Genomic DNA, 14,067 nt, shown 5'->3' with positions numbered 1-14,067 from the left:
CCTAGCATTCCTTCCCATCTGCTGTGGGTGCGGACCTGTGGGTGCGGACCGTTGGTCCGCACCCTTTGAAAGATCTCAGATGATGTCGTCGACCACGCCGCCGTCCACGCGCAGGGCGGCACCGGACGTGGCCGAAGCCTGCGGCGAGGCCAGGTACACCACCATGTTGGCCACTTCTTCGACCGTGGCGGTGCGCTGGATCAACGAAGATGGCCGGTGCGCCATCACGAACTCGCGACCGATCTGCTCCAGTGGCTTGCCGCTGCGCTGTCGTTCATCTTCGAACATCGCCGCGAAGCCGTCGGACAGGGTCGGGCCGGGCAGCACCGCGTTGACGGTGACACCGCTACCGGCCACGCGCTTGGCCAGGCCACGCGACAACGACAGCTGCGCGGTCTTGCTGACCCCGTAATGGATCATGTCAGCGGGAATGTTGCGGGCCGATTCGGAGGAGATGAACAGCACGCGGCCCCAGCCGGCATCGACCATCGCCGGCAGCAGTGCCCGTGACAGGCGCACGCCGGACATCACATTGGTCTGCCAGTAGCGCTCCCAGGTGGCATCGTCGGTCTCGAAGAAGTCCTCGGGGCCGAAAATACCGGCGTTGTTGACCAGGATGTCGACCTGGGGCAGGCCCGCCAGCAGCGTATCGACGCCGGCCGCATCGGAGAGATCGGCGGCGACGCCGATCACCTCGGCACCCGGAACGGCGGCGAGCAGCCGCTGGCGGGCGCGTTCGACACTGTCGGTGCTGCGGCCATTGAGAATGACCCGCGCACCTGCGATGGCCAGGCCCTGGGCGATCGCCAGGCCGATGCCGGCGGTGGAAGCGGTGACCAGCGCGGTGCGGCCGGCGAGTTCGATCTTCATGCGGGAATCCGGAGCAGGGGATGACCCAGTATCCGCGCAGGCGCGTGATCGGGCTGCAGCGCCAGGCGCAACGCGCTGTTGCGCACAGTGCAGTAGATCCACGCCATGCGTGGATGGAACGTCCGATCAGCGATCGGGATCAAGTCAGGCTGGTCACCGCCTCATTCGCCGCTGCCCGAACCTTCGGCAGCATCCGCAGCACCAGCGCCATCTGCGTGCGGATCAGCTGCAGCTTCGGCGGCATCGCCTCGTCGATCTGCTCCAGCTCGGCCGCCACCGCGCGGTCGGCGTCGTTGTCGTCCTCACTGACCGGTTGCCGTGCGGTCAGGGCCGAGGCCAGCTGCTGCAGCGCCTTGCGTACGCGCTCACCGGCGGCAAGCGCCAGCGGATCGCCGGCGTAACTGTCCACCTGGTCGCGGTGCGCACCCAGCGCCGAAAGATGGCCGAGCAGCATGTTGGACAACGCCAGGAAATGGAAACCGGCATCGAGGTTGCGGCGCACGTGGCCCGGCTCGCGCAGCATGTTCGACAGCGCGGTGGACAGCGCGGCATCGGCGTTGTGCATGTCGCGGCGGGCGATGCGGTAGGCCAGGTCATCGCGCATGCCGCTGCGGTACTGGCCCAGTACCGAATCCAGGTAGCGTGCGACGGTGTCCAGCACGCGCGCCAGCACCAGGTGCAGCTGGCGGCCCTGCCAGTCGGGCAGGATCAGGAACGCGGCGGCAGCGGCGATCGCGCAGCCCAGCAGCGTATCGACCATGCGCGGCACGATCAGCACGAAGCCATCACCGATCAGGTTGAAGCAGGTCAGGGCCATCACCGTGATCGCCGCCGACGCCACCAGGTAGCGGTCGGTGCGGGTGAAGAAGAACAACAGCGCCGACAGCAGCGCGATGAGCAGTTGTACGTGCAGTTGCGGGAACAGCTGCAGCAGCGCCCAGGTCAGTACCAGGCCGGCCACGGTGCCGACGATGCGTTGCGCCAGGCGCTGGCGGGTGGCACCGAAGTTGGGGCGGCACACGAACACGATGGTCAGCAGCACCCATGAGCCGTTCTGGGCATTGAACAGGCGGATTGCCGCGAAACCGGCGATCAGCGCCAATGCCATGCGCAGGCCGTGGCGGAACAGGACCGATCCGGGCGTGAGCTGCTGGCGGACGCGCACGCCCATCTCGCTCAGGGTGTGCGGGTTGCTGTCGCGCAGGCGCGTATCGACGTTGTCCAGGCTGGCTTCGGAGCGCTCCGCATCCAGCAGGCGGCGCTCGATGCTGCGCAGGTTGTGCACCAGCAGGTCCAGCGAGCCAAGCAGTCGCTGCCACTGCGGCCGTTGCTGGTCGCGCAGGTAGGCCAGCGCATCGGCCAGGTCGCGTCCGGCCTGCTGGTTGCTTTCGCCATACACGAACGGACGGCGCAGGCGGATCGCCTCGCCCAGCCGCGCGCAGGCCTGGCCCTGCAGGTCGAGCAGGCGCTGGCAGCGGTACAGCACATCGCTGTGGAAGAAGGCATCGACCAGCGCACCGTACGGGTAATGCGAGGAGCTGGCGCGCTCGTGGAAATCCTGTGCCATGTAATAGAGGCGCAGGTACAGGCCGGAGTTCACGCCGGGCCGGCCGGAGCGGCCGAAGCGGGCGAGAATCGCGGCCTTGGCCTCGTTCAATGCACCGACCACGCGCCGGTTCTGCTCGGCCAGGTCGAGCTGGCGACGTTGCAGGTCAGCCTCGCGCACCGGCTCGAACAGTGTTGCCTTCAACTGCAGGTAGCGGCCCAGTTCAACGTACAGGCGCGCCACGCGTTCGCGAACCGGACGGTTGGCGAACAGTGCGGTCCACAGGATCGACAGCAGGCCGTACCAGACCGCACCGGCCAGCAGATGGCTGACCGCGTCCAGCGCGCTGTGCAGGTCGCTGGCGCCATGCTGCTCCAGCCCGATCATGGTGTAGATCGCCAGCGTCACCGTGGCCTGGGCGATCGACGCATAGCGCTCGCCGAGCGCACCCAGCAGGGTCAGCCCGAACGTGGACAGCGCCAGCGCACCGATGAAGATCCATGGCCAGGGGAACAGCCAGATCACCGAGGCGGCGGCGAGGCAGAAGCACAGCAGCGACAGCAGTACCGCCTTGGTACGGCCCCACCAGTTGTCATCGGTCTCGGCGATGGCGCTGGCGATGATGCCGAGGAACACGCCGGGCAGGGCGGTGAGCGCATCCAGCTGCCAGCACACGGCAAGCGCTGCGGTCAGGGCGATGAACACACGCAGGCCGTAACTGGCCTTTTCGTGGGCCCAGAGACGGCTGAGGCGGGATTCGCGGGCGGACATGCAGGCTCGGTGGAAGGGTCTTCCACCATTATTGCGGGCTGCGCGTGAAATATGGAGTGCGGACCAACGGTCTGCACCCACCGTCCGCACCCACGGTAATGCCGGCCGCTGGCCGGCAGATTCGCGGTAAGGAGAAAGCCGGCCAGCGGCCGGCTCTACCCGTAGAACCACGCCATGCGTGGATGGGCCCTTCTACGCCCGCTGTGCGCGCTTGAGCAGCTTCGCTTCGCGCTTGCGCGCGCGACGCGCCCGCCAGCGCTCGGCCAGGCAGGAGAAGATCACGTACAGCGCCGGCGTGCTGAGCAGGGTCAGGCTCTGCGAGAACAGCAGGCCGCCGATCATCGCGATGCCCAGCGGGCGACGCAGTTCGGACCCTTCACCCAGGCCGATCGCCAGCGGCACCGCCGCCAGGATCGCCACCATCGTGGTCATCATGATCGGGCGGAAGCGCACGATGCTGGCCTCGCGCGCAGCATCGCGTGGTGCCAGGCCATGCTCGCGCTGCGCGACCAGCGCGAAGTCGATCATCATGATCGCGTTCTTCTTGACGATGCCGATCAGCAGTACCAGCGCGATCATCGAGATCACCGACAGCTCGGTGTTGGTGCCAAACAACGCCAGCAACGCACCGACGCCCGCCGCCGGCAGTGTGGACAGGATGGTGACCGGATGGATCAGGCTCTCGTAGAGCATGCCCAGCACCAGGTACACGGTCAGGATCGCGGCGAACACCAGGATCAGCATGTCGCTGGGATCGGAGTTGAAGCCGAAGCCCGCGTCGTCGGCCAGGCGGATGTCGCCGGGCATGCGCATGCCGGCCACCGTCGCGTCGATGATTGCCTTGGCCTCACCCATGCTCACGTTCGGAGCCAGGTTGTAGCTGAGGTCCATCGTCGTGTATTGGTTTTCGTGGGTGATCTGAGACGGTGCCAGCCCCGGGACCTGGGTGGCCACCGCGGTGATCGGCACCATGTCGCCGTTGCGCGCACGCACGTACACCTCATCCAGTGCCGCCGGGGTGGCGGTCTGCGAAGGCAGCGCATTGACCACCACGCTGTACTGGTTGATGTCCGAATAGATGGTGGAGATCTGGCGCTGGCCGAACGCACCGTACAACGCACCGTCGATGGCGCCGACCGTGATGCCCAGGCGCGCGGCTTTGGCGCGGTCGATCTGGATGTTCTGGCGCAGGCCTGCATTGTCCACGTCGGTGCCGACGTCACGCAGTTTCGGGTTCTTCTTCAGCTCTGTCTGCAGCTTGGGCAACCATTCCTGCAGTGCGGCCAGATCATTACCCTGCAGCGAAATGCGGTACTGCGCGCCCTGGCTGGAACCACCGCCATCGTTGCTGGGCAGATCCTGGATCGCGCGCAGGCGCAGCTGCAGGTCAGGGTAGCGGTCGGCCTTCGCACTGAGGCGTGCCAAGGCATGCGCGGTCGTTTCGCGGCGGCCGTCGCTGCGCGACTTCAGCTCGATGTTGAACTGCGCGCTGGAGCCCTGGCGGCCGCTGCCCAGGCGTACGCCCACGGTCTTCACCGCCGGGTCGGCCATCAGCATGTCGGTGATGCGGCGCTGGCGGGCGACCATGTCCTCGAAGGACACCGTGGCACTGGAGTTGGCGCGGCCCCAGATCAGGCCGGTGTCCTGCGGCGGGAACGCGCCCTTCTTCACCGCCCCGAACAGGAAGATGGTGACGCCGATCAGGATCAGCGGCGTCAGCGACAGCAGCAGCGCGTGGCGCAGCGAGAAGTCCAGGAACACGGTGTAGATGCGCAGCATGCGCTCGTGGCCGGCATCCAGCCAGCGGCCGAAGCGCGACGGCGGCGCGCTGTGGTCGTGGGCGCTGAGGAAGCGGCTGCACAGCGCCGGGGTCAACGTAAGCGAGACGATCATCGAGACCACGATGGCCGCCACCAGAGTGACGGTGAACTCGCGGAAGAACGCGCCCATCATGCCGCTGGCGAACAGCAGCGGAATGAACACCGCCACCAGCGAGGCGGTGATCGAGACAATGGTGAAGCCGATCTCGCGCGCGCCGGTCAGCGCCGCCTGCATGCGCGGCATGCCCTCGTCGAGGTGGCGCATGATGTTCTCGATCACCACGATCGCATCGTCGACCACGAAGCCGATCGCGATCACCAGCGCCAGCAGGCTCAGGTTGTTCAGGGTGAAGCCCATCACGTACATCACCAGCGCGGCACCGGCCAGCGACAGCGGTACGGTCACCGCAGCGATCAGCGTCGGTGCCAGCCGGCGCAGGAACAGCGCCATGGTCAGCACCACCATCGCCAGGCTGATCAGCAGGGTGATCTGCACCTCATGCAGCGACGAGCGGATGGTCGGCGTACGGTCGAAGTACGGCGTCATCGTGGTGCCGGGTTGCAGATAATCTCGCAGGGTCGGGATCTGCGCCTTGACCCGGTCCACGGTCTCCACGATGTTGGCGCCGGCGCGGGTGAACACGTACATCACCACCGCTGGTTTGTGGTCGAACCATGCGGCCTGGTAGGCGTCCTGCTGGCCGTCGTAGACGTTGGCGATGTCCTTCAGTCGGATCACCCGGCCGTCGCCCTGGGTCTTGACCACCAGGTCGGCGAAGTCGGCGGCGCGTGCCACCGAATCGTTGGCGATGATCGCGGTGGTGGTGTTGCCATCGCTGAGGAAGCCGGTGGGCGAGGTCACGTTGGCCGCGCGCACGGCATTGCGCAGGTCATCGGCGGTCAGGCCCAGTGCGTTCATCAGGCGCAGGTTGACGTCCACGCGTACCGCCGGCGTCGACGCACCGGCGATATCGACCGAGGCGACGCCGCTGATCTGGCGGATGCGCTGTGCCAGCAGCGAGTCTGCGACGTTGTACAGCTCGTCGGCCGACTGCGTCTGCGAGGTCAACGCGATGGCGATCACCGGATCGTCGTTCGGGTTCGCCTTCTGGTACATCGGCGAGCCCATGCCCGAGGGCAGGTCGGCCTGTGCCGAGTTGATCGCCGTCTGGACGTCCAGTGCGGCCGAATCGATGTTGTGGCCGCTCTGGAAGATCATGAACACCAGCGAGCTGCCTTCCGAGCTCGACGAGCGCATGCGGTCGATGCCCGGCAGCTGGCCGAGATGGCGTTCCAGCGGTGCGGTGACCGTGGAGGCCATGGTCGCCGCATCGGCACCGGACTGGCTGGCATGCACGAAGATCACCGGGATCTCGATGTTCGGCAGTGCCGATACGCCCAGGCGCAGGTAGCAGATCAGGCCGACCATGAACAGGCCGATGGCCAGCAGGGCGGTGCCGATCGGGCGGCGGATGAAGGGGCCGGACAGGTTCATCGTGCGGCCCACCGCAGCAGCGGGGCGTGGATCATGCCTGCGGCTCCTGCAGCGAACCGTTGCGCAGCGCGCGCTGCTCGCGGCTGCGGGCAAGCCATTCGGAGAAGCGTTCCATGTACAGGTAGATCACCGGCGTGGTGTACAGGGTCACCAGCTGCGACAGCAGCAGGCCGCCGACGATGGCGATACCCAGCGGGCGGCGCAGCTCCGAGCCGATGCCGGTGCCCAGCGCCAGCGGCAGTGCGCCGAGCATTGCCGCAGCGGTGGTCATCATGATCGGGCGGAAGCGCAGCAGGCAGGCGCGGCGGATCGCTTCATGCGCGTTGGCACCGGCGCGGCGCGCCTCGATCGCGAAGTCCACCATCATGATGCCGTTCTTCTTGACGATGCCGATCAGCAGCACGATGCCGACGATGCCGTCCACCGACAGGCTCAGGCCGCACAGCATCAGCGCCAGCAGCGCGCCGACACCCGCCGGCGGCAGCGTGGAGATGATCGTGATCGGGTGGATGTAGCTCTCGTACAGCACGCCCAAAACGATGTAGATCACCACCAGCGAGGCCAGCAGCAGCCACACCACGTCGGTCTGGCTGCCGGTGAACTCGGCGGCCTTGCCGATGAATTCGGCATGCAGATGGGCCGGCATGTCCAGGCTGTCCTTGGTTTCCTGGATGGCACGTACCGCATCGGACAGCGAATAGCCGGGCGCGACGTTGAACGAGACCGTCACCGCCGGCAGCTGCTGCTGGTGGCTGACCAGCAGCGGCGCACTGCTGACCTTGCCTTCGGCCAGTGCCGACAGCGGGATGATGTTGCCGGCGCCGACGGTGATGCCGGTGTTCTGCGCGCCGATGCCGGTGGCGGTCGACGAGTTCGACGAGGTGACCTGGCCGAAGCTGGTGGCGTTGGTGCCGGTCAATGCGCCGGCACCGTTGGAAGCCACCGCCAACTGCTCCATCAGCGCCGTGCTGGTGCGGAACTCCGGTGCCACTTCCAGTACCACGCGGTACTGGTTGAGTTCGGTGAAGATGGTCGAGATCTGGCGCTGGCCGAACGCATCGTAGAGCGTGTCGTCGATGGTCTGCATCGGCACGCCCAGCACGCTGGCCTTGTCGCGGTCGATGTTCAGCTCCAGGGCGCGGCCCTGGTTGGACAGGTTGTTGTCCACGTCGGCCAGTTCCGGACGCTTGCGCAGCGCTTCGGTCAGGCGCGTGGCCTGCGTCGCCACCGTTGCCGAATCCACGTCCGACAGCGAGTACTGGTACTCGGTGGCGGCCACGCGGGTATCCAGGGTCACGTCCTGCACCGGCTTCAGGTACAGCGCCACGCCGGGAATGCCGGCCACTGCCTTCTGCAGGCGCGGCAGGATCTCGTCCAGGCCATCGCGCTGGCTGCGCTCCTTCAGCACGATCGACAGCTGGCCCTGGTTGAGCGTGGGGTTCATGCTGCCGGCACCGATGAAGGCCGAAACGCCCGTCACATCCGGATCGTGGCGCAGCGCTTCGGCGACCTGTTTGGTGCGCTGCTCCATCTGCGGGAAGGCGATGTTCTGGTCGGCCTGCACCACGCCGGTGATCAGGCCGGTGTCCTGCTCGGGCAGCAGGCCCTTGGGAATCAGCACATACAGCAGCACGGTCAGCACCAGGGCGGCGCCAGCCACAACCAGGGTCAGTCGCTGGTGGCCCAGCACCCAGTCCAGGCTGTGCTCGTACAGGCCAACGGTGCGCGTCCACAGGTTCTGCTTGCCGGCGGCGGCCGCGCGTTCGTGCGCGTCCTCACCCTCGGGCAGGGCGTCGGGCTTGAGCAGGTAGGCGCACATCATCGGGGTGAGCGTCAGCGAGATCAGCATCGACAGCACCACGGCGATGCTCAGCACCCAGGCGAACTCGTGGAACAGACGGCCGGTGACGCCAGGCATCAGCAGCAGCGGCAGGAACACCGCCACCAGCGAGACCGTCAGCGACAGCACGGTGAAGCCGATCTGGCGCGCGCCGATCTCGGCTGCTTCCTTGCCACTCTTGCCCTGCTCGATGTAGCGCACGATGTTCTCGATCATCACGATCGCATCGTCGACCACGAAGCCGGTGGCCACCACCAGCGCCATCAGCGACAGGTTGTCCAGCGACATGCCGGCAAAGGCCATCACCGCGAAGGTGCCGGCCAGCGACAGCGGCACCGCCACCGAGGGAATGATCGTGGCCCACAGCCGGCGCAGGAACACGAAGATCACCGCCACCACCAGGCCGATGGTGAGGATCAGGGTGAACTGCACTTCATGCACCGAGGCGCGGATGGTCTCGGTGCGGTCGTTGAAGATTTCCAGGTGCACGTCGGCCGGCAGCACGCCCTGCAGCTGCGGCAGGATCGCGCGGATGCGCTCGACGGTCTGCACGATGTTGGCACCGGGCTGGCGGCGCACTTCCAGCAGTACCGCCGGCTTGCCATCGGCCCAGGCGGCCAGCTGATCGTTCTCCACGCCATCGATCACCTCGGCCACGTCCGACAGTCGCACCGGGCGGCCGTTCTTGTAGCTGATGATGGTGTCGCGATACTCCGCGGCGCTGGCCAGCTGGTCGTTGGTGCCGATGCTGTAGGACTGGGTCTTGCCGTTCAACGACCCCTTCGGCGCATTGACGTTGGCCTGGGTCAGCGCGCTGCGCAGCTGCTCCAGGGTCAGGCCCATGTTCGACAGCTGCGCCGGATTGACCTGGATGCGCACGGCCGGGCGCACGTTGCCGGCGATCGAGACCAGGCCCACGCCCTGCACCTGCGACAGACGCTGGGCCAGGATCGAGTCGGCGTAATTGTTGACGTCGCGCAGCGGGCGCGTGTCAGAGGTCAGTTTCAGGGTGACGATGGCTGCGTCGGCCGGATTCACCCGGTTGTAGACAGGCTGGTAGGGCAGCGACGAGGGCAGGGTGGCCTGGCGGATCGCCGCCTGCACGTCCTGTGCGGCGATGTCGATGTCGCGGTCCATCGAGAACTGCAGGATGATCGTCGACAACCCGGCCGACGAGTCGGAGGTCATCAGTTCCAGCCCGGAGATCTGCCCGAACTGGCGTTCCAGCGGCGTGGTGACCAGCGACGCCATGGTGGTGGCGTTGGCGCCAGGGTACTGGGTGGTGACCACCAGGCTGGGCGCATCGATTTCCGGCAGCGCCGACACCGGCAGCTTGCGGTAACCCAGGATGCCCAGCAGCAACAGGCCCGCCATCAACAGCGAGGTGGCGATGGGACGGCGGATGAAGATCGTCGAAAAGCCCACGGACTGATCCTTGCTGGCACTTCAATGTCGGCGCCGGCAGGTTCGCCGGCGCGAGGGAGATCAGTGGCCTGCGCTCAGCGCGGGCCACCACCGCGACGGCCACCGCCGCCCGCGTTCTTCTGTTCGGCGGCCTTCAGTTCGGCCTCGGTCGGCGCGGCCGGGGTCTCGCCAGGCTTCAGCGCGTTGACCTTGCTGCCCGGCTTCAGGCGGAACTGGCCTTCACTGACCACCCGCTCGCCGCCCTTCAGGCCTTCGGCGATCTGCACCTGGCTGTCGCCCACTTCCACACCGCTGCGCACGGTCTGCATCTTTACCGTGTTGTCGCCCTGCACGACGTAGACGTACTCGCCGTCCGGGCCACGCAGCACCGCCTGGGTCGGGATGACCACACCACCGGCGATCGTGCGCAGCTGCATGCGCACGTTGACGAACTGGCCCGGCCACAGGCCGTTGTCGGTGTTGTCGAAGATCGCGCGCGCCTTGAACGTGCCGCTGTCGGCGCTGATCAGGTTGTCGACCACATCGAGCTTGCCATCACCTGACAGCACGTGCGAATCGGCACGGTCCAGCGCGGCCACCGGCACCGTGCCGGCGGCCTGCGCCTGGCGCACGTCGCCGAGCTGGCGCTCGGGCAGGTTGAACAGCACGTGGATTGGATGGATCTGGGTCAGGGTGACCAGTGCGGTGCCGGCGTTGACGACGTTGCCTGCGTCGACCGCACGGATGCCGGCGATGCCGGAGATCGGTGCGGTGACCTTGGTGTACTGCAGCTGCACCTGCGCCGAGCGCATGCTGGCCTCGTTCGCCGCGACTGCGCTTTCGTACTGTGCCACTTGGTTTCGCTGTGTATCAAGATCGGTCTTGGCGACGTACTGGCGATACTCCGGCGCGTTCGAGCGCTGGAAGTTGGAGCGCGCGGTGGCCAGCAGGGCTTCGTTCTGGCGCTTGGCCGCGGCGGCCTGGTCATAGCTGGCCTGCGCGGTGCGCGGATCGATCACCGCCAGCACATCCCCCTGCTTCACTTCCTGGCCTTCGCGGAAATTCAGGCTCATCAGCTGGCCGCCGACCTGCGGGCTGACGGTGACGGTATTCATCGCGGTCACCGTGCCCAGCGCGCTGGCATACACCGGCACGTCCTGGCGTGTCGCATCGACCACGGTCACCGGCACCGGGCCGGCATCCGGGTCTTCACCGCCCTGGCGCGCACCCGCCGCGGGTTTTCCAGCCTTGTCCTTGCCGCCACCGACGACGCGCAGGCCGACCACGGCCAGCACCAGCACTGCCACGACCAGCAGCACGATCTTCCAAACACGTGACATTACGAGGACTCCGAGAGGGCTGGACCGGGCGGGACGCCGGGGGCAATGCGCAAAGCATACCTGTGCCACATCACGTTTCCTGCATGACGGATGGGACGGGCGCTAAGACCGGATCCGGCGCCGGAGGTTCCCGTGGCGGCGGTGTTGCCCTACATTCAGCCGGAACCCCCTTTGTTGTGGAGATCGCGATGCGCCGTTCGCTGCTGCTGTCCGCCCTGCTGCTGGCCCTGCCGGCCCTCGCCCACGCCCAGGACGGGCAACGCCCCGAAGTGACCGCTGCCGCGCAGCGCCTGCAGGCCAAGGTGGTCGAATGGCGCCGTGACTTCCATCAACACCCGGAGCTGTCCAACCGCGAGGAGCGCACCTCGGCCGAGGTGGCCAAGCGCCTGCGTGCGATGGGACTGAAGCCGAAGACCGGCATCGCCCATCACGGCGTGGTGGCGATCATCGAGGGCGGCAAGCCGGGGCCGAAGATCGCCCTGCGCGCCGACATGGACGCGCTGCCGGTGACCGAGCAGACCGGCCTGCCGTTTGAGTCAAAGGCCACCGCGCAGTACCGCGGGCAGACCGTGGGCGTGATGCACGCCTGCGGCCACGACGCGCACACCGCCACGCTGCTGGGCGTGGCCGAAGCACTGGTGGCGATGAAGAAGGATCTGCCGGGCCAGGTGATGCTGATCTTCCAGCCGTCCGAAGAAGGTGCACCGCCACCGGAGGAGGGCGGCGCTGCGCTGATGCTGAAAGAGGGCCTGTTTGCCGACTTCAAGCCGGAAGCCGTGTTTGGCCTGCATGTGTTCTCCAGCGTGCAGGCCGGGCAGATCGCCGTTCGCGGTGGCCCGCTGATGGCGGCGTCCGATCGTTTCGGCATCAAGGTGATCGGCCGCCAGACGCATGGCTCGGCGCCGTGGAACGGGGTTGATCCGATCGTCGCCACTGCCGATCTGGTTGGCACCGCGCAGACCATCGTCAGCCGTCGCGCCAACCTGTCCAAGCAGCCGGCAGTGCTCACCTTCGGTGCGATCAACGGCGGCATCCGCTACAACATCATTCCCGATGAAGTGGAGATGGTCGGCACCATCCGCACTTTCGACGAAGGCATGCGCCAACAGATCTTCGCCGACCTGCGGAATGTGGCCGAGCACACCGCCGCCGCGCATGGTGCCAAGGCGGTCACCGAGATCTACGAGGCCGATGGCAACCCGGCCACGGTGAACAACCCGGCCTTGACCGCGAAGATGCTGCCGAGCCTGCAGGCGGTGGTGGGCAAGGACAACGTCTACGAGCCGCCGCTGCAGATGGGCGCGGAGGATTTCTCGCTGTACGCGAAGGAGGTGCCGGGCATGTTCTTCTTCGTCGGCTCCACCAGCGTGGGCATCGACCCGGCGACGGCGCCGGCGAACCATTCGCCGAAGTTCCTGCTGGATGAGAAGGCGCTGGATGTCGGGTTGAGGGCGTTGCTGCAGGTGAGCCTGGATTACCTGCACGGTGCAGGCACTCCTGCGGGGTGAGGGTTACCGGCAGGGCTTGCAGCCCTGCACCCGCCGAAGCAACGGCAACATCAACGGCAGAAGCGGTGCTGGATTTCTGCTGGTTGGGCGGGGCGGTGTGGGCCTGCAGGACACGCCGTAAACCCATCCATGGCGCCAACGGTCCTGCAGGCCCACACCGCCCCACCCCCGACAGGTTCACGCGGCTGTTGGTAGGTGTCGACCTTGGTCGACACGGCAGGCGTCAGGAACGTCTGAAGGATCGGTTTTTGATTTTGATTTTTCTGATCTTTCCCGTGGTGGTGGCCGCGCGCAAGGAACTGTCAGGGGCCGGGTGGGCAGGCGGGGCGGGGGTGTCCGCGGCATGGATGCCGCGGCCAAGCCCCCAAGGACGGGTTTACGGCGTCCCCCGACCCGCCTACCCACCCGGCCAAGCCGATAGACCGCCTTCCACGACCAACCAACACAACCACCACGGAGGGGCTCCGCCGTTGGCCGACCCGGCCGAAGGCCCGCCCTCCGCGCGATACAATGACCCCCATGAACACCCCACAGGATTCCAGCCTCGGTCGCGAGGTCAGTTACCCGTCGCAGTACGATCCCGGCCTGCTGTTTCCCATCCCGCGCAGCGGCGCCCGCGCCGAGATCGGCCTCGATGACGGCACGCTGCCGTTCGTCGGCCACGACCGCTGGCACGCCTTCGAGCTGAGCTGGCTCGACCCGCGTGGCAAGCCGCAGGTCGCCGTCGCCACCGTGCAGGTGCCGTGCACCTCGCCGCGGTTGATCGAATCGAAGTCGTTCAAGCTGTACCTCAACTCCCTCAACAGCACCCGTATCGACAGCGCCGAGGCTCTGCGCGCGCGCATCGTGGCGGATCTGTCGGCCTGCGCCGGTGCGCCGGTCCAGGTCGAGTTCGGCCTGCCGGGCCTGCGCGAGACGCCGCTCGGTGAATCCATCGACGGGCTGGACGTGGAGATCGACTGCTACGGCCCGCCGCAGGCGGACTTCCTCGCCGCCGATGCGGGCGAGGTGGTGGAGGAGACCCTGGTCTCATCGCTGCTGAAGTCCAATTGCCCGGTCACCGGCCAGCCGGACTGGGCCACGGTCAGCCTGCGTTACCGCGGGCCGAAGATCGACCGTGCCGGCCTGCTGCGCTATCTGGTCAGCTACCGCGAGCATGCCGAGTTCCACGAGCAGTGCGTTGAACGGATCTTCAGTGAGGTGTCTGCGCGCTGCCAGCCGCAGTGGCTGGAAGTGGAGGCCCGCTATACCCGCCGTGGTGGTCTGGACATCAACCCATGGCGTGCCAGCCCCGGCATCACCGCCCCGGCTGCGACCTACCGCGAACTGCGGCAGTAACCGCCTCAGGCGGTTACGGGTAGTGCCGGCCGCTGGCCGGCACGACCGGACACCGTCTCTCCCGATTGTTCAGCCGCCCCCGGGGGGCTTCACATCTGCACCATCCCCATTTAACAACCTCCATGGCACCGTGCG

At 67.1% G+C, this 14,067-nt stretch carries 7 protein-coding genes; 2 read left to right on the top strand and 5 right to left on the bottom strand.

The features are described 5' to 3' along the window. Positions 1 to 75 precede the first annotated feature (75 nt). From FQS62_RS20205 to FQS62_RS20185, 5 genes are all read right to left on the bottom strand, one after another. Positions 76 to 870 carry an SDR family NAD(P)-dependent oxidoreductase gene (locus FQS62_RS20205; protein WP_208042854.1) on the bottom strand — a complete coding sequence of 265 codons (795 nt, stop codon included), beginning with the start codon at positions 868 to 870 and terminating at the stop codon, positions 76 to 78. Positions 871 to 1,009: 139 nt separating this feature from the next. After that, a complete protein-coding gene (gene yccS, locus FQS62_RS20200) occupies positions 1,010 to 3,187 on the bottom strand; it encodes a YccS family putative transporter (RefSeq protein ID WP_208042853.1) in 2,178 nt (725 codons plus the stop codon). 192 nt (positions 3,188 to 3,379) lie between these two features. After that, entirely contained in the window at positions 3,380 to 6,502 is a 3,123-nt protein-coding gene (locus tag FQS62_RS20195) for an efflux RND transporter permease subunit (RefSeq protein ID WP_049448400.1), read from the bottom strand. Between the two features lie 31 nt (positions 6,503 to 6,533). Beyond that, positions 6,534 to 9,767 carry an efflux RND transporter permease subunit gene (locus FQS62_RS20190; protein WP_208042852.1) on the bottom strand — a complete coding sequence of 1,078 codons (3,234 nt, stop codon included), beginning with the start codon at positions 9,765 to 9,767 and terminating at the stop codon, positions 6,534 to 6,536. Between the two features lie 74 nt (positions 9,768 to 9,841). Continuing rightward, positions 9,842 to 11,086 carry an efflux RND transporter periplasmic adaptor subunit gene (locus FQS62_RS20185; RefSeq protein WP_049448397.1) on the bottom strand — a complete coding sequence of 415 codons (1,245 nt, stop codon included), beginning with the start codon at positions 11,084 to 11,086 and terminating at the stop codon, positions 9,842 to 9,844. Between the two features lie 188 nt (positions 11,087 to 11,274). On the opposite strand from FQS62_RS20185, the gene FQS62_RS20180 reads away from it, so the two are divergent. Together FQS62_RS20180 and queF are read left to right on the top strand one after the other, a co-directional pair. Continuing rightward, positions 11,275 to 12,594 (top strand): M20 family metallopeptidase, encoded by a 1,320-nt coding sequence (locus FQS62_RS20180; RefSeq protein WP_088480457.1) that lies wholly within the window; start codon positions 11,275 to 11,277, stop codon positions 12,592 to 12,594. A gap of 519 nt (positions 12,595 to 13,113) precedes the next feature. Then, positions 13,114 to 13,932, top strand: a complete 819-nt coding sequence (gene queF / locus FQS62_RS20175) for an NADPH-dependent 7-cyano-7-deazaguanine reductase QueF (protein WP_226053663.1) — start codon at positions 13,114 to 13,116, stop codon at positions 13,930 to 13,932. The last annotated feature ends 135 nt before the right edge of the window (positions 13,933 to 14,067 follow it).

It is taken from the genome of Stenotrophomonas sp. SBJS02, assembly GCF_020428325.2.
Classification (GTDB): domain Bacteria; phylum Pseudomonadota; class Gammaproteobacteria; order Xanthomonadales; family Xanthomonadaceae; genus Stenotrophomonas; species Stenotrophomonas africana.
Note: the sequence above shows the minus strand (reverse complement) of the source record. Positions and strands in the feature narration are given on the sequence as shown.